The organism is Providencia sp. PROV175 (genome assembly GCF_032707045.1).
In the GTDB taxonomy this organism is placed as follows: Bacteria; Pseudomonadota; Gammaproteobacteria; order Enterobacterales; family Enterobacteriaceae; genus Providencia; species Providencia hangzhouensis.
Window position 1 is genome coordinate 2,664,080 of the sequence record NZ_CP120533.1, and the last position, 18,255, is coordinate 2,682,334.

Sequence of the window (18,255 nt, forward strand, 5' to 3'; positions counted from 1 at the left end):
TAATTTTAAATGAATTTTTGATCTGAATGGTCTCTTCTTTCAATTTAGTAAAATTTGATTTGTCTCACAGTTTTTTGTTGTCTATAATACTCACACTGGCTGAAAGGTTTCACCAGTAGTAAATCAATACGTTAGCTTTAATTGAATTTGTCATCTACACTATAATAAGAAACAAAATGTGACAAATTTAAGTGTAAAAATGCATTAAACACCAGACTGTCGCCTATTCTTATAAATGAGTTGCGCAACAAAATTTACCATGCGTACGATTTATAAAATGTACTAAGCATCGGCGACAATACCGATTTCCTTTATAACATTAGATAGACTGCCATGAAAAAAACCAAAATTGTTTGTACTATCGGTCCAAAAACCGAATCAGAAGAAAAACTGACCCAACTTATTGATGCTGGCATGAATGTCATGCGCCTCAACTTTTCTCACGGTGACTATGAAGAACATGGTCAACGAATCAAAAACCTTCGTTCTGTTTGTGCCAAAACCGGCAAACAAGCAGCTATTCTGCTAGATACCAAAGGCCCTGAAATTCGCACCATGAAATTGGAAGGTGGTAACGATGTTTCTCTCGTTGCGGGTCAAACTTTTACATTTACTACCGATACCTCTGTTGTAGGCAATAAAGATAAAGTTGCCGTGACCTATGCAGGCTTAACTTCAGATTTAAAAGTTGGCAATACCGTATTAGTTGATGATGGCTTAATTGGCATGAAAGTGACTAATGTCACTGCAACTGAAGTCGTTTGTGAAGTTTTAAATAACGGTGACCTCGGAGAGAAAAAAGGGGTTAACCTGCCAGGCGTTTCTATTGGCTTACCTGCATTAGCAGAGAAAGATAAAGAAGATTTAGTTTTTGGTTGCCAACAAGGTGTTGATTTTGTTGCTGCTTCATTTATTCGTAAACGCTCAGATGTCGAAGAAATTCGAGCTCACCTGAAAAAACATGGTGGTGAGAACATCCAAATCATTTCTAAAATTGAAAACCAAGAAGGTTTGAATAATTTTGATGAGATTTTAGAAGCCTCTGACGGCATCATGGTTGCTCGCGGTGACTTAGGGGTCGAAATCCCGGTTGAAGAAGTTATTTTCGCCCAAAAAATGATGATTGAAAAATGTGTTGCTGCGCGTAAAGTCGTGATTACTGCTACACAAATGTTAGATTCAATGATCAAAAACCCACGTCCTACTCGTGCAGAAGCGGGTGACGTAGCCAATGCTATTTTGGATGGTACTGATGCAGTTATGCTTTCAGGTGAAAGTGCGAAAGGTAAATACCCTGTAGAAGCCGTAACTATTATGGCGACTATCTGTGAGCGTACTGACCGCATCATGCAAACTCGTATCGATAATCAAAAACCAAGCCAACGCCTACGTGTCACTGAGGCTGTATGTCGTGGTGCAGTGGAAATGTCTGAAAAATTAGATGTTCCACTAATCGTTGTAGCAACCTACGGCGGTAAGTCTGCTAAGTCTGTTCGTAAATATTTCCCTACTGCACCAATCCTCGCGTTAACGACTAATGAAGAAACTGCACGTCAGTTATTGTTAGTAAAAGGTGTGATCCCAATGATAGTTGGTGGATTTACATCTACAGATGACTTTTATCGTGAAGGTAAACGCGCAGCTCTAGAAAGTGGATTAGCGGTTCCTGGTGATGCTGTTGTGATGGTTTCCGGTGCGTTAGTACAAAGCGGTACAACCAATACCTCTTCAGTTCACGTGCTGTAATTAAATTTTATTTGTCTTTTAAAAGGCCGATAGAGATCACTTGAAGTGAACCCATAAAGTTGGACACTTTTAGTTAAGCGGCTTGTAAGGCCTGATTTCGATATTCAATCGGAGTCAGGCCTTTTAATTTGAATTTAACATATAGTGCTGCCCTGATGTAACTATTCATTTATTTCATTTTCTCTAGTAAATATCTTATTGCTATTTAAGCGTAATATCATAAAACGCACTCAAATTGGTCAAATAACAACCTTCATTGATCTTAATTTAAATTTTTCTTCTTTTTCCTAGTACTAAATATAAAGTATTTCTAGCAAAACTTTATATTTAGTACTAGCATAAGACATAGTAAGTGCCATACCCTAATTTTCATTAGGTTGTTTTAAAGGGATATAGCAAGCTGTAAATAACAGTCTTAGCTCTATTGTTTGGTGACTTGCTTTTTATATTTTCAAGATAAATCAATCTAGAGGGTAAAATAATGATTCGTACTAAAATTGTACTGGGCTCTATCGTATTAGCTTCAGCATTACTAGCGGGTTGTTCTAACAGCACTGAAGTGCAAAAACTCTCTTCAGACGTACAAACTCTGAATGGTAAAGTTGATCAACTGAGCAACGACGTTCAGTCTCTGCGTTCTGACGTACAGACAGCTCAAGAAGAAGCAGCACGTGCTAACCAACGTTTAGACAACCAAGTTCGTACTTACAAAAAATAAGTTAGATTTGGTCGTTGTCTAGTTGAAACGGCGCTTCTTTGAAGCTAATAGTATTTATGAGGGCCTATGAAAATAGGCCCTTATTATTTGGAGTAGTTATTCAACTACAGAGGAAGAGCGATATTTAGTAGGAAGCACTGCGCTGACTTTATGGTCATAGATAGGCTGTGGCTGTGAAATAGTAAAAGGTTCAATAGGCACTAACCCTTCGTGCTGCGTTTCAGAGTCTGAAGAACTATTACCCTGATCATTATTCACACGCACAGGCATCCCAGAACGCCTTGCTAGCTCTTTTTCTACTAAAGCCTTATCAACCCCTTCATTTTCCAGAAAACGCTTGAAATCGTCAGTCAGTTTGATTGGCATTGTTTGTGGGTCATCATTACTTGTCCGAGATAATGGCTGATGCACCTCAATGTAATAACTGCCATCAGTTTCTTTGGAGTATTTTACAGGCTGATCAATAACTTGGACACGAGTTCCTTTTGGTACTGTCTTGAATAACGCTTCGATATCATCAGGACGTAAACGAATACAACCGGAGCTCACTCGCATACCAATACCAAAATCCGCATTAGTGCCGTGTATCAGATATTCACCACGCCCATACGCTAGGCGTAATGCATACAAGCCCATTGGATTTTCAGGCCCTGCTGGAACGACGGCTGGAAGAGTTATACCTTCTTTAGCGTAATTTTTACGGATATTCGCCGTTGGTGTCCATGTAGGATCTTTAATTGACTGACTTACTGAAGTCACCATTTCAGGTGTGTCGCGACCTAACTGGCCGATACCGATAGGATAAACAATCACTTCCTCACTGTTCGCAGGGTAATAATATAAACGCAGCTCCGCCAGGTTAATCACAATTCCCGTTCTTGGTGTTGATGGTAACAACATTTGTGCTGGAATGATGAGTTCTTTACCCGCTTCAGGAAGGTACGGGTCTGTTCCTGGGTTTGCTTCAAGCATACCGAGTAGACCGATTTGGTGCTCACTTGCAATGGCCTCCAATGGTCGCCCATCATTGGGGACGATATACGTGTAATTTTCCCCGATAAGACGAGTGTTACTGTCAGGTAATGGATATTCTTTTGCTTGAGCTGGAGCCAATAAGGCGCTCATGACAAATAAACTTGCCACCGTCAAAACTCTTTTCATACCTACTCCAAGGAAAATAGTGTTCTTACAATAATTCAATGATTATTGTTCATAATAGCAACTATCCTTCATATCTTTAATACTAATTAAATATTTTTATTAAGTATTAATAAGGTAGTAGTCTTTTTATGATAGCCAAATACAATCACTTTAATGGACTGGTCGAATAAAAATAATAACCAAGAAGTAAAATAAGTAAGGGAGCATAAAGCTCCCTGCAGACTTGCTGCCAAACATATTATGTTTGGCAGCAAGTCTAATAGGTTATTGAAAATAAATTAGGAAAATCAATTTATTGATTTTCGGCTGATAACACAAAGCGGGAAAAACCACGCTTTTATCCCGCTTTGTCAACAACCTCAAGGGAGCATAACGCTCCCTCGGTAGGATCATACTAATTGTGCCGCACGCGATAAAATTGTACGGATCATCGCATTTAAACCTTGAGTTCGCGAAGGTGTTAAATGTTGCTCCAATGCAAGTTGTTCAAAAAATGACTTCACATCGAGTGCGAGTATTTGTTGCGCCGTTTTGCCTTGAAAAAGGATAATCACAATAGCAACTAACCCTTTAACGATTGCAGCATCGCTATCACCTGCAAACGTAATTGTCCCGTCTGCTTGTTTTTGCATATCAATCCACACTTGGCTTTGGCACCCTGCGATTAAATTATTATCGCTTCTTTGTACCTCTGAGAGTCCAGGTAAACGTCCCCCTAGCTCTATCATATAGAGATAGCGTTCCTCCCAGTCCTGACAACGGGAGAAATTACGTAATAACTTATTTTCATCGGGTAATGCGGGCATGCTCAGTTCCTTTACCATATATTTCTTATGTGCTTAGCCTAACAATTTTTTAATGCGCTGTAACGCATTGTATAAAGAATCGATTTCTTCTTTCGTGGTGTATATCCCCACAGAAGCACGGCACATAGCAGGAACGTGATAATGTTCCATTAATGGTAAAGCACAATGATGCCCAGTACGGATTGCAATGCCATACCTGTCAAGGAAAGACCCAACATCATAAGCATGGTGCTTGCCTAAATTGAAAGCCAGAACACCTTCCCGTTGGTCATTGCCATATAATATAACTGAAGGTATTTCTTGCAATTTTTTAGAAGCATAAGCCATCACTTCAGCTTCATGAGCAAATACATCAGATAAATTTAGTGCATTTAAATAATCAAATGCCGCCCCTAAACCAATAATTGCGCTTACATTCGGTGTTCCCGCTTCAAAGCGCCAAGGTGCGTCAGCAAAAGTGATCCCTTTGGTCAGGCTGACTTGGCGGATCATCGCCCCACCACCTTCCCATGGTGGCATCATATCCAAAATAGCTTTTTTACCATAAAGGATACCAATACCCGTCGGGCCATATAGCTTGTGACCTGAAAACACATAGAAATCACAGTCTAAGGCTTGTACATCAACCTGCTGATGCATTGCACCTTGCGCACCATCAACCAATACCGTGATTTCACCGCCTTTTGAGGCAGCAATTGCTCGTGCTTGCTTGATTATCTCCTGTACGGGATTAACTGTTCCCAATACATTAGAGATATGTGTAAAGCTCAATAATCGCGTACGTGAATCAATGACATCATTTAATACCTCTAACTGTAGCCTACCATCATCAGAAATTGGGATAACTCGGATTTCAAAACCAATTTCTTCAGCTAACATATACCAAGGTACAATATTCGCATGATGTTCCATTTCAGTGATGACAATATTGTCCCCTTCATGGAAATACTTTCGACCAAAACTATTTGCAACAAGGTTAATACCTTCCGTTGTGCCTTTAACAAACACGATTTCTTCATTTGAAGCTGCGTGAATGAAAGCGGCGGCTTTTTGACGAACCTCCTCCATCATTGTCGTGGCATTTGCACTGAGAGTATGTATACCACGGTGAACCGCGGCATACTGATGTAACGTAAACTCACTTTCTTTTTCAATAACTTGCAAAGGCTTTTGTGCACTTGCGGCGCTATCTAAATAAACCAGCGGATGATTATTGACTGACTGTGATAAGGCAGGAAAATCCTGCCTGACTGAAGCGACATTGAATAGCATGGATATTAAACCTCCGCTAAGCGCTGGCGGATGTTTGCCATCACAGCGTGTTTTAACTCTTCCGATTCAATAGATTCTGTAAGTTCTGCAGCAAATGCGATGATAATCATATGTTTTGCTGCTTTACCCTCAATGCCTCTTGAACGCAGATAAAACAGTTGTTCGTCATCAATACGACCGACCGTTGCACCGTGACCACACTTTACGTCGTCCGCATAAATCTCAAGCTGAGGTTTAGTATCAATTTCAGCTTTTTCACCTAACAACAACGTATTGTTAGTCATCTGACCATCTGTTTTTAATGCATTCGGCGCTACTTTAATCATGCCATTAAAGACAGCTTTACTGCTATCCATCGCAATGACTTTATGTAGTTGGCGGCTATTACAGTAACCCTTATTGTGCTCCAAATACGTACGAGTATCTGCAATTTCATTGCCTTTAGGCAGCAATAAACTGTTAAGTTCAAATTCTGTATTTTCACCATCAAGGCGAGCACTGGTATGGTTTCGCGTTAATAATGCGCCAAGTAAAAAGCTCGTACTTTTCACCCGACTATCACGCCCAATAACAATATCATTGTGAGCAAAATGCTGAGCCTGACCATTTTCAATATTTAACTTAAAGTGACTAAAATCTGCATTATCACCGACTTCAACCGTTAAACGGCTGCCCGTCATGTGCATTTGGTCATTCAAACTGACATAATGCTCAATCACTTGAGCTTTGCTGTTCGCATCTAACGTTAAATGGTAGCGATACTGGCTAATATTCGTAGCCTGTTTATCGCTGCTACCCGTTGAAATATTCAGCAGATACAATGGTTTCTCTGCTATTTTATTTGCAGCAAGATGAACAACTAACGGTTGTACCGCCAAGCTTTCTGTTAAATGCAAGAAAATCTCGCTATTTACAGGCGAAGGAAGCAAGTCTTGGTTATCAAGCAAAGACACTTGGAATGGCCCCATATCAATGGAGCTTAGTGCTGAACTATAGCGCCCATCAATTAAAACAAGGCGATAGGCGTCAATCGGCAGAGCCAATGCTTCACAGTCTTTTGCTTCAACATCGCTATCACTAAAACGATATTGAGCCTCAAGTACCGTATTTAATGGTGTATAGTGCCAATCTTCATGGCGAAACGCAGGCAAGCCAACTTGTTTTGCCATTTCCCAATGGGTTTTAGCATGTTGAGAATTCACACCGTGTCGTTGCTCAAACAATTCAGAAAAACGTGACATTGCTTGCTCATTGAGCTTTGCAACTTCAGCACGTTTTTGTGCTCTTTCACTGTTGGTCAATAAGCCAGCCATAACCCTGCTCCTCCAGTTTTTTCGCTAAACTGAAATCACCTGATTTGATGATTTTCCCTTGATATAACACGTGGACAAAGTCAGGCTTTACATAATCCAAAATACGTTGATAGTGGGTTACGATAATAAATGAACGTTCAGGCGAACGTAATGAATTCACACCGTTAGCCACAATTTTCAGCGCATCAATATCTAAACCGGAGTCAGTTTCATCAAGAATACACAATTGAGGCTCTAGAGCTGCCATCTGCAGGATATCGTTACGTTTTTTCTCACCACCGGAAAAACCCACGTTAACAGAACGAGCAAGTAAATCTTCTGGCATTTCTAATAATTTGATTTTATCTTCAATAAAATCTTGGAAATCAAAACGATCTAATGCTTCTTGCTGGCGATATTCTCTGACCGCATTAACGGCGGTTTGTAAGAAAAATTGGTTACTGACCCCTGGAATTTCAACAGGGTATTGGAATGCGAGGAAAACGCCTTCCCCTGCACGCTCTTCGGGATCTAACTCAAACAGGTCTTTACCTTTAAACGTCACTTCACCGCTATCAATTTCATACTCTTCGCGGCCAGCAAGTGTGGCTGATAATGTACTTTTACCAGAGCCATTTGGGCCCATGATGGCGTGAACTTCCCCTGGTTTTACTTCCAGAGATAACCCTTTTAAAATCTCATTACCTTCTACACTCACGTGTAAATCTTTAACACTTAACATATTTACATGCCTTTAGCGCCTTAGCGCAAATAAACTCGATTAGGATCAACCAACACTGTGCTCTAAGCTGATTGCCAGTAATTTTTGTGCTTCTACGGCAAATTCTAATGGAAGCTCCGAGAACACATCTTTACAGAAACCATTTACAATCATTGATATCGCATCGTCTTCGCTGATACCACGTTGTAAACAGTAAAATAACTGGTCTTCTCCAATACGTGAGGTTGTCGCTTCATGTTCGAGCTGTGCCGTATTATTTTTAACTTCCACATACGGGAAAGTATGTGCACCGCACTGTGTACCAATTAACATAGAGTCACATTGGGTAAAGTTACGAGCATTATGTGCACTTGGTAAAATTTTCACTAAACCGCGATAACTGTTTTGGCTTTTACCTGCTGAAATACCTTTAGAAATAATCGTTGAACGGGTGTTTTTCCCGATATGGATCATTTTCGTTCCGGTATCTGCTTGCTGATTACCATTTGTTAATGCAACAGAGAAAAACTCACCGACAGAGTTATCCCCTTTAAGGATAACGCTTGGGTATTTCCATGTGATGGCAGAGCCAGTTTCTGACTGCGTCCATGACATTTTTGAATTTTCACCTTCACACAATGCACGCTTAGTCACAAAGTTCAGGATCCCACCGGCTTCGCTATCTCCACCGGAGAACCAGTTTTGGACAGTCGAATATTTAACTTCGGCATCTTTATGAATAATCACTTCAACAACCGCCGCATGGAGCTGATAGCTATCACGAACAGGCGCAGAACACCCTTCGATATAACTGACATAGCTACCTTCATCGGCAATTAAAATCGTACGCTCAAACTGGCCTGTTTTGGCTGCGTTGATCCTAAAATAAGTTGATAGCTCCATTGGGCAATGTACGCCTTTTGGTACATACACAAACGTACCATCTGAAGCTACCGCCGCATTTAATGCCGCAAAAAAGTTATCATGGCTCGAAACAACTGAGCCGAGATATTTCTGTACCAGTTCAGGGTACTCTTGAATAGCTTCACTGAACGAACAAAAAATAACCCCATGTTTGGCTAAGTCATCACGGTAAGTTGTAGATACCGAGACCGAGTCAAAAATGGCGTCAACCGCAACAGCCTTCCCTTCACGTACAGGAACACCCAATTGGTTAAAAGCTTCTTCAACTTCAGCCGTTAAATAATTATTGGTTTCCGCTACACCTGTGCCTTGGGTTGCACCAGATTGCGAACCACAGGTATCATCACATGAGCCACAAGATGGCGCAGAATAATAGCTATAGTCTTGATAATCGAGATTTGGGTAATTCGCTTTAAGCCAATGAGGCTCTTCCATGCCTTTCCAGTGATTAAAGGCTTCAAGACGGAATTGGAGCATCCACTCAGGCTCATTACGTTTTGCTGAAATTGCGCGGATCACATCTTCGTTGATGCCTTTCGCCATTTCATCAGTCGCGACTTCGGTAAAGAAGCCTTCTTTATAACGCTGGTCATCAAGCCAGCTTTGAACATCATCGCCAACTTCTACATTGCTCTGTGACATAATCTGACTTCACATGTTAAACGCCGAAGCTTTCACCACACCCACAGGCATGTTGGGCTTTCGGGTTATTGAATTTGAAAATTTGATTCAGCCCTTCTTGGACAAAATCAACGACTGTGCCATCAATAAATGGCATTGCTTCTTTTGGCACATAAAGATGTGCGCCATCGAGTTCAAATAACAGGTGTTGCTCTGTTGGGTTTTCGATCATTTCAAATACATAACCAAAACCCGCGCAGCCGGACTGTTTTACGCCAAGTGAAAGCCCTTTAGTGTTTGGGTTTTGCACCATCAATTTTTTGATTTGTTTTGCAGCGCTTTGTGTCAGGCTAACTCCCTGCCAATTGTTTTCATCAAATGAAAATGTCTCTACACCGTCAGTCATATTGACCCCACATTTCTTATGGCTTTTCAGCCTGTTATCAGGAGATTAACTCTGCCTACCCTATGGTAATGATTAGCTAATTGACTTCAACCATTTGTTTTAAGAGGTTATAGCTATTTTAGCTCTTTTCTTGCTCACTATCAGGTAAAAAAACAAACACCCCCCTAGCAAAATAAGATTAACCCATTGATAAATAATGAATAAGTAGAGTTGTGTTTTTTATTCAAATTTGTACTAAATAATACATTTAAATGACACAAATTAATAAAGATGCATTTATTATACAACTTAATTAACTTGATAAAAAATGAATTTATAGAAAGAATGGCCATATAACCATATAAAAATAAGGGTTTTATAGGGTGTTCTGGCATTTAATTAGCCAAAAAACCCTATATATAGAATGGTTATTATTCAAATAATACCGCAGTTGTCAGGCGAGAAGTACAACACAATTTGCCTTGTTCATTGAAAATTTCAATATTCCACACTTGCTGGCGACGTCCTATATGAATAGGCTTACAAATACCTTTCACAACCCCTGAGCGAGCAGCACGAACATGATTTGCATTGATTTCCAACCCGACCACCTTTTGTTCCCCTTCCGAGCACATATAACCCGCAATTGAACCCAAGGATTCGGCTAACACAACAGAAGCACCGCCATGCAATAACCCAAAAGGCTGTTTGGTACGATGATCGACAGGCATTATTCCCTCTAAATAATCATCTCCAATTGCCGTGATTTCAATGCCAAGATGCCCTAACATGCAGGTTTTTGACATTTCAGCGAGTTGTTGCAAATTAAATTGACGTTTCCAAATCATTAAACTATCTCCAACAGTGCTTGAATCGGATGTTTTATCGATACATTTTCCATTCGCTTAACTTGGCTACGGCAAGAATAACCTGAACTTAAACAGCGATCTTTTGGCAAAGAAGACATCGCGCCTTTCCACGATAAATCATAAATTCCTTTTGAATTTTGAAGATTGGCCACTTCGTGCCCATAAGTCCCTGCCATGCCACAACAGCCAACACTAACATTATTTAATGTTTGCCCAAAGCGAGCAAATAACGCTGCCCATTGATTCGCACTATTAGGTAAAGCCGTTGATTCCGTACAATGACCGAAAAAATACCATGGTTGTGTCGAAGCCACTTGCACATTGTGTGGTTCAGGCAATGTCATTAACCACTCATGCGCCAACATCACCGTAAATTGGCACTGTTCTTTACCTAAAATTTCATGGTATTCATCGCGATAACAAAGTACCAGTGCAGGGTCAACACCGACCATTGGTAACTGTAATTTTGCCACTCGATTTAAAAAGTCCGCTGTCTTGCGAGCTGTTTTAGCAAATTTCGCTAAAAAACCTTTGATGTGTTGCGCTTTTCCATTCGGTGAAAACGGTAACAATACAGGTTTAAGACCTAACTTTTCAATTAAGCGGACAAAATCTGCCACCACTTTGGCATCGTAATAGCTAGTGAAAGGGTCTTGAACCACCAGCACATATTTTTCACGCTGTGAATCCGCCATACTTTCAAGTTGTTCAAGCGTAACAGAAACCGCGGCATGGCCTGAAAGTTCTTGTTTTAATGTGGGTTGAGAAAATAACGGTAAATCCACCATACCAATGGTGTGTTGGCTCAGTTTTTGCACCACCGGTTGACGTAAAAAGAAATTAAATACGCTAGGTACCTTGGAAAGTATTGGTGCACTCGCTTCGACGTTTGCAACAATATGGTCCCGAATAGGTCGCAAATAACGCCCATGATACAATGCTAAAAATTTAGCTCTAAATGATGGCACATCAATTTTAATCGGGCATTGTGTTGAGCAGGCTTTACAGGCGAGGCACCCAGCCATTGAAGCTTTCACTTCATGAGAAAAATCATAATCCCCTTGCTTCGCACGCCAAGTATTACGGGTTTTCTCGATTAAGCCTCTTAATGAAGACTGGTTGTGCGTAATTCCTTTTTCAAGGTGTTCTGGTGTAACGCCTTGTTCCGCTAGCAACCTTAACCATTCACGAACAAGTGTTGCACGGCCTTTCGGAGAATGGACTCGTTGACCACTCACCTTCATCGATGGGCACATTGGGCTCTTTACATCAAAATTGAAACACAGCCCATTGCCATTACACTCCATAGCACCACGGAACTCTTGGCGCATTTGGACTGGAATTTGCCGGTCATACGTTCCTCGCTTGATGTCATCAACCTGCTTCATCGGTGCATCCAACCCCGCAGGTGGGCAAATTTTACCTGGGTTCAAACGGTTATCGGGGTCAAATGCCGCTTTAATATTCCGAAGCTCACCGTATAATACATCGCCAAAAAATTCAGGACTATATTGCGCACGGAAACCTTTCCCATGTTCCCCCCACAAAAGCCCACCATATTTAGCGGTTAATGCCACAATTTCATCAGAAATTTGTTTCATCAATACTTCTTGCTGCGGATCACACATATCAAGCGCAGGACGGACATGTAATACCCCTGCGTCCACGTGGCCAAACATGCCATAATTCAAGTTGTGGCTGTCTAATAATGCACGGAATTCCACTATATAATCAGCAAGATGCTCAGGAGGAACACAAGTATCCTCAACAAACGGAATTGGCTTTGCAGCACCCTTGCTGTTCCCTAACAGCCCAACTGCTTTTTTACGCATGTTATAAATGCGCGTAATATCTTCAAGGTCATGACAGGTTTGATAACCAATCACGCCGGCTTGGTTATTCGCCATTAACTCATCAAGCCGCTGACAAAGGCTTTCAGTTAATTGGTTAATTTCCGCTTCATCATCACCACTAAACTCAACAATATTCAGCCCCAACATTTCCTTATTTGGAATGTCAGTAATCAATGCTTTAACTGAGTGCCAAACAATATCTTCACGCGCTAAATTCAATACTTTCGAGTCAACTGTTTCAACAGACAAGGCTTTTGCATCAACCATAAAAGGTGCATTACGCAATGCGGACTCAAAAGAGTCATATTTGACGTTTACTAAGCGGCGTACTTTTGGCAAAGGTGTGATATCAAGCGTCGCCTCGGTAATAAAGGCTAAAGACCCTTCAGACCCAGTCAAGATACGGGTAAGGTCAAATTCTGTTAGTTCATCATTAAATACATGACGTAAATCATACCCTGTCAGGAAACGATTTAACTTGGGAAATTTTTCTTCAATTAATGGACGTTGCTCTAAACAGCGTTCTAATACTGTTTTATATATACGCCCCACTGTTGAATCTTCTGACGCAATCGTTTGGGCGAGTTCGATAGGCATAGCACGTGTATCTAGGCATTCTCCACCTAACACCATGGCTTTAACGCCTAACACGTGATCAGAGGTTTTACCATATACTAATGAGCCTTGACCAGATGCGTCAGTGTTGATCATTCCACCTAATGTTGCTCGGTTGCTGGTAGATAGCTCCGGCGAAAAGAAATAACCGTAAGGTTTGAGGTATTGATTTAATTGGTCTTTGATGACCCCAGCCTCAACTTTAACCCAACCTTGCTCTGGGTTTATTTCTAAAATCCTATTCATATAACGGGACATATCCACAACAATCCCTTCAGTTAAGGATTGCCCATTAGTTCCCGTCCCACCACCCCGAGGTGTAAAGCTGAGCTCACGAAATTTCGCTTGCCCCGCAAGCCGAGTGATAATTTGTACATCTGCACTCGAACGCGGAAATACAACCGCTTGGGGTAATAGTTGGTAAATACTATTATCTGTTGCCATGGATAAACGTTCAGCATAGCTGGTGCCGTTATCCCCAGTAAAACCCTGTTCTTGTAGCTCATGCAAGAACTCAATAACTAGATGACTAAGATGAGGAGCTTCTGATATACGCGGGATCATTATTAACGATGACTCTTGTTGTTTAGTGTTCGCATTACTCGTTATGTACTATCTTTATTTTAAGTTGCACAATAGTGTCTTAGGTCTATGATGGGTTACCTTCACAGCCTGTAAAGACAGCACAGCCGCTGATGACATTGTCATTATGAACCATATCACAATATTGTTTTTTTTAACCGTGAAAAAAAATTACGTTATTTTCGCCTAAAAATTTGCCACAGACACAGAATTTTCATTTGTAAAGGACCAGTCATTAATGGAAAAATCGCAAAAACGCTTGGATCTTCCCAAACTTATTTTCGGCCTATTATCCATCGTTTTAATGATAGCAGCCTGCTTTTGGGTACTTAATCCATTTATTCTTGGCTTTGTATGGGCTGGAATGATGGTAATTGCTACTTGGCCACTATTATTAAGACTGGAAGCTCGCTTATGGCATAAGCGCTGGTTAGCTACATTGGTGATGGTTCTTCTTATATTACTGCTGTTCGTTATTCCATTGGGTATTCTAATTGGCAGTATCATTGAAAATAGCACACCACTTATTGATTTAGCGAAATCGCCGTCAAGCTTAACATTGCCTGATTTAGAATGGCTCAATACCATTCCAATGGTGGGTGAGAAAATTTACTATGCATGGCATAGCTTAGTCGCCAGTGGGGGGAATGCTTTACTTGCTAAAATTCAACCCTATTTTGGCCAAGCTGCTGGCTGGTTTGCTACACAGGCCATTAGCGCAGGAAGATTTGTTTTTCACTTGATGCTAATGCTGCTATTTAGTGGATTGCTCTACCTTAAAGGCGAATCTGTCATGGTTAGCATCCGTCACTTTGCGGTCCGTCTCGCAGGGATCCGTGGGGATGCTGCCGTCGTGTTAGCGGCACAATCTATTCGAGCTGTTGCCCTTGGTGTCGTCGTCACCGCGCTAATTCAAGCCATCGTCGGAGGAATTGGACTTGCCTTGTCGGGTATTGGTTATGCGGCCATCTTAACTGTCTTGTTGTTTATATGCTGTGTGGCGCAATTGGGGCCTCTACTCATTATGGTGCCATCCGTCATTTGGCTATTTTGGACAGGTGATACGACATGGGGAATTATTCTTGCTATATGGGCCGCCGTTGTTGCCACTATGGATGGCGTTCTTCGCCCATGGCTCATCAAAATGGGGGCTGACTTACCAATGGTTCTGATCCTTGTTGGTGTTATTGGTGGAATTTTATCATTTGGCATGATTGGTTTGTTTATTGGCCCTGTTGTATTAGCCGTTTCATATAGCTTATTAAAAGCTTGGATGAATGAGGTTGCAGTTCCAAGTGAAGACTTAACAGAAACTGAAAAATTTCTAGAAGAAGAGTTTTCGATTAAAAAGTAGTACGTAGTTGATTAGTAGCAGGCATGTTCAAGCAAGACATGCCTGCTAACTTAATAAGTATTGCTCCATTAATATTTAGAAACAATATTTAACATTCTAACGTTAGTATTTAGTCTAATTTATGTTAACATAAATCTATTGAATTAATTCTCTTTAAGTAACAATGAGTAATATTAATATTGAGAGTGTTCTTAATGATTGTATAATATGAATAGTTTAATATTCTATTATTGAATCATATGGATATAAAAAGCTATGCCCCTCCCTTTTTAGGCGTCGCTTTATTTAACTGAATTGCTGTGTGTAGTCTTTGCCTGTCAGCCCATGATAGGCTTTTTTTTTATCTTCATTTAATATGAATATTATTCATATCGTAATCAGAACATCACTTTATAATTATTGATTAATATCAATTTTTGACATAACTAGCAGTTTTCATACTCCTTTAGCGTTATATAATTAAATAAATTCCGTTATTTCTATTTAAGGTATATTTTCTGCCCAAACTAAATACACAAAATAAGAGTAATTATATTCTTTTTTTATTTATACCTAAAAAGTATTATATGAATATTTATTTAGAACTGTTTGCTATCAACCTATTAATAATAGTATTAATCAATTTCTGTAATAGGTAATTTTAATCAAATAAATGCGAAGGCTGAATGTTATTCACATTCAGCCTTGATGATTAAAAAACGAGATAACTATTGATTCTCAGCTATCGTCAGCCATGTTTGTACCACGGTATCTGGATTCAAAGATAAACTATCAATACCTTCATCTACCAGCCATTGAGCAAAATCTTGATGGTCGGATGGCCCTTGACCACAAATACCTACATATTTGTTTTGTCGTTTTGCAGCCTGTATAGCCATAGATAACATGGCTTTTACCGCATCGTTTCGTTCATCAAATAACTCAGAAACAACACCAGAATCCCTATCAAGACCTAATGTTAACTGAGTCATATCATTCGAACCGATAGAGAAACCGTCGAAATGTTCGAGGAATTGATCTGCCAGTAAAGCATTTGATGGAATTTCGCACATCATAATGACTTTTAGACCGTTTTCACCACGTTTCAAATCATGTTTAGCCAGCTCAGCAACTACAGACTCAGCTTGTGCAACTGTCCGCACAAATGGGATCATAACTTCAACATTCGTTAACCCCATAGTGTTGCGAACACGTTTAACCGCTTCGCATTCCAATGCAAAACAGGCACGGAAGCTGTCAGATACATAGCGCCCTGCACCACGGAAACCTAACATTGGATTTTCTTCTTCAGGTTCATAAATATCCCCACCGACTAAGTTGGCATATTCATTAGACTTGAAGTCAGATAAACGGACAATAACGCGTTTTGGCCAGAAAGCAGCGGCTAGAGTAGAAATCCCTTCAGTTAATTTACCGACATAAAATTCAATCGGGTCATCATAGCCCGCCATCATTTGGTGAATTTCTGCTTGTAACTCAGGAGATTGCTGATCAAATTCCAGTAATGCCCTTGGGTGAACACCAATCATACGATTGATGATAAACTCAAGTCTAGCTAGACCCACGCCTTCATTAGGTAAGCAAGCAAAATCAAATGCACGGTCAGGGTTACCGACATTCATCATGATTTTGACATCTAGATTTGGCATATCACTCACTTCAGAACTGTGAATTTCAAACGCCAGTTTACCTTCGTATACAAAGCCCGTATCACCTTCTGAACAAGAAACTGTCACTTCTTGGCCTTCTTGCAAACGGTCAGTCGCATCACCACAACCCACAACCGCAGGAATGCCTAATTCACGCGCGATAATCGCAGCATGGCATGTACGTCCACCACGATTCGTAACAATCGCAGCGGCTTTTTTCATGATAGGCTCCCAATCAGGGTCTGTCATATCGGTAACAAGTACATCACCCACCTGAATTCTATCCATTTCACTCAAGTTATGTATGACTTTAACAGCCCCAGAGCCAATACGATGACCGATTGCACGTCCTTCAACTAAAACTTGTCCTTGTTGTTTTAATTGATAACGCTCCATCACTTGTTGATTAGAGCGAACGGTTTCTGGCCTTGCTTGGACAATATACAAACGCCCATTATGACCATCTTTTGCCCACTCAATATCCATTGGGCGACCGTAGTGCTTTTCAATCTGTATAGCTTGGCGTGCAAGCTCTTCCACTTCGAGATCAGTTAAAGAGAAACGATTGCGTAGTGCTTCTGGCACATCTTCAATTTGTACTTGTTTACCGTGCTCTTTACTGTTGGCATACACCATTTGTAATTTTTTAGAGCCTAGGGTACGGCGCACAATTGCAGGACGGTTATTGGCTAACGTTGGTTTATGGACATAAAACTCGTCTGGATTCACGGCGCCTTGCACCACCATCTCACCTAAACCATACGCAGAGGTAATAAATACGACTTGGTCGAAGCCCGATTCAGTATCAATCGTAAACATAACACCCGATGAGGCTAAATCTGAACGTACCATGCGTTGAACGCCCGCGGACAGTGCTACACCGCGGTGATCATAACCTTGGTGAACACGATATGAAATCGCACGGTCATTAAACAATGAAGCAAAAACGTGTTTAATCGCAACTAATACAGCGTCAATTCCTTGAACGTTAAGGAATGTTTCCTGTTGCCCTGCAAACGAAGCGTCAGGCATGTCCTCAGCAGTTGCCGATGAGCGGACAGCAAATGAAGCTTCCGCTTCACCTTCTGACAGTTGTGCGAAAGCATCACGAATATCTTGTTCCAACTCCTTCGTCAATGGTGTATCAATCACCCATTGACGGATCTGAGCACCTGCTACAGCCAGTTGGTTCACATCATCAATATCCGTTTCATCTAGCAGGTTATAAATGCGTTGATTTACACCGCTCTGCTCCAGAAAATCATTAAACGCCTGTGCGGTTGTCGCGAAACCGTTAGGTACGGATACTCCCAGATCAGATAAGTTAGTGATCATTTCACCGAGAGAAGCATTTTTGCCCCCGACACGGTCAACATCATTCATCCCTAATTGGTTATACCAAAGTACATTACACGGAGTGAGGCCATTTGTGGACATTGAAAGCGATCCTTTTATAGCAATTTAGTGACAGAGTACAAATCGTAAAAAATCTCGTTGGCGAAATTTCGCCTCGTGAAATAGACTAGCACAGACGCTAAGAGAAGATGGACTGGTGAATCGTTCCATCACTGAAGAAAACTTTTTTGTTCTAAAAATCGTTCAAAAAATGGCTATAGTTTCCCCTATAAACTAATTTTTAAACTTTAAACAAAGATAATATTTCCCAATATCCAGTGATAAATACAAT

At 40.7% G+C, this 18,255-nt stretch carries 13 protein-coding genes; 3 read left to right on the forward strand and 10 right to left on the reverse strand.

Annotation, left to right across the window (positions count from 1 at the left end):
- Nucleotides 1-333 precede the first annotated feature (333 nt).
- Nucleotides 334-1,746: a pyruvate kinase PykF gene (pykF, locus tag P3L44_RS11975; RefSeq protein WP_140170565.1), complete on the forward strand. Its 1,413-nt coding sequence runs from the start codon at nt 334-336 to the stop codon at nt 1,744-1,746.
- A gap of 481 nt (nt 1,747-2,227) precedes the next feature.
- The gene (locus P3L44_RS11980; protein WP_004263789.1) at nt 2,228-2,464 is read left to right on the forward strand and encodes a major outer membrane lipoprotein; all 237 of its coding nucleotides are present in this window, start codon (nt 2,228-2,230) and stop codon (nt 2,462-2,464) included.
- A 96-nt stretch (nt 2,465-2,560) separates the two neighbouring features.
- Here P3L44_RS11980 and P3L44_RS11985 read toward each other — a convergent pair whose 3' ends face one another.
- The 9 genes from P3L44_RS11985 to P3L44_RS12025 form a co-directional block, all read right to left on the reverse strand.
- Nucleotides 2,561-3,625: a L,D-transpeptidase family protein gene (locus tag P3L44_RS11985; protein ID WP_004263785.1), complete on the reverse strand. Its 1,065-nt coding sequence runs from the start codon at nt 3,623-3,625 to the stop codon at nt 2,561-2,563.
- A gap of 389 nt (nt 3,626-4,014) precedes the next feature.
- Nucleotides 4,015-4,431 carry a cysteine desulfuration protein SufE gene (gene sufE, locus P3L44_RS11990; protein WP_140170566.1) on the reverse strand — a complete coding sequence of 139 codons (417 nt, stop codon included), beginning with the start codon at nt 4,429-4,431 and terminating at the stop codon, nt 4,015-4,017.
- A 33-nt stretch (nt 4,432-4,464) separates the two neighbouring features.
- Complete coding sequence (sufS, locus tag P3L44_RS11995) at nt 4,465-5,703, reverse strand: cysteine desulfurase SufS (protein WP_140170567.1); 1,239 nt, start codon at nt 5,701-5,703, stop codon at nt 4,465-4,467.
- 5 nt (nt 5,704-5,708) lie between these two features.
- On the reverse strand, nt 5,709-7,016 hold the full coding sequence (gene sufD, locus P3L44_RS12000; RefSeq protein ID WP_110591616.1) for a Fe-S cluster assembly protein SufD: 1,308 nt from the start codon (nt 7,014-7,016) through the stop codon (nt 5,709-5,711).
- Nucleotides 6,991-7,737, reverse strand: coding sequence for a Fe-S cluster assembly ATPase SufC (sufC, locus tag P3L44_RS12005; RefSeq protein ID WP_004263776.1), 747 nt, complete (start codon nt 7,735-7,737; stop codon nt 6,991-6,993). Before sufC ends, sufD begins: the two co-directional genes overlap by 26 nt.
- A 45-nt stretch (nt 7,738-7,782) precedes the next feature.
- Nucleotides 7,783-9,282: a Fe-S cluster assembly protein SufB gene (sufB, locus tag P3L44_RS12010; protein WP_272661556.1), complete on the reverse strand. Its 1,500-nt coding sequence runs from the start codon at nt 9,280-9,282 to the stop codon at nt 7,783-7,785.
- Between the two features lie 16 nt (nt 9,283-9,298).
- The gene (gene sufA / locus P3L44_RS12015; protein WP_004263773.1) at nt 9,299-9,667 is read right to left on the reverse strand and encodes a Fe-S cluster assembly scaffold SufA; all 369 of its coding nucleotides are present in this window, start codon (nt 9,665-9,667) and stop codon (nt 9,299-9,301) included.
- Nucleotides 9,668-10,077: 410 nt separating this feature from the next.
- Nucleotides 10,078-10,494 carry a 1,4-dihydroxy-2-naphthoyl-CoA hydrolase gene (gene menI, locus P3L44_RS12020; RefSeq protein WP_272661555.1) on the reverse strand — a complete coding sequence of 139 codons (417 nt, stop codon included), beginning with the start codon at nt 10,492-10,494 and terminating at the stop codon, nt 10,078-10,080.
- Complete coding sequence (locus tag P3L44_RS12025; protein ID WP_272661554.1) at nt 10,494-13,547, reverse strand: FAD-binding and (Fe-S)-binding domain-containing protein; 3,054 nt, start codon at nt 13,545-13,547, stop codon at nt 10,494-10,496. Before P3L44_RS12025 ends, menI begins: the two co-directional genes overlap by 1 nt.
- Nucleotides 13,548-13,803: 256 nt before the next feature.
- Between P3L44_RS12025 and ydiK the strand changes: the two genes are divergently transcribed.
- Nucleotides 13,804-14,919: an AI-2E family transporter YdiK gene (gene ydiK, locus P3L44_RS12030; protein ID WP_004263767.1), complete on the forward strand. Its 1,116-nt coding sequence runs from the start codon at nt 13,804-13,806 to the stop codon at nt 14,917-14,919.
- 707 nt (nt 14,920-15,626) lie between these two features.
- Here ydiK and ppsA read toward each other — a convergent pair.
- Nucleotides 15,627-18,005, reverse strand: a complete 2,379-nt coding sequence (gene ppsA / locus P3L44_RS12035; RefSeq protein ID WP_140170571.1) for a phosphoenolpyruvate synthase — start codon at nt 18,003-18,005, stop codon at nt 15,627-15,629.
- Nucleotides 18,006-18,255 lie beyond the last annotated feature (250 nt).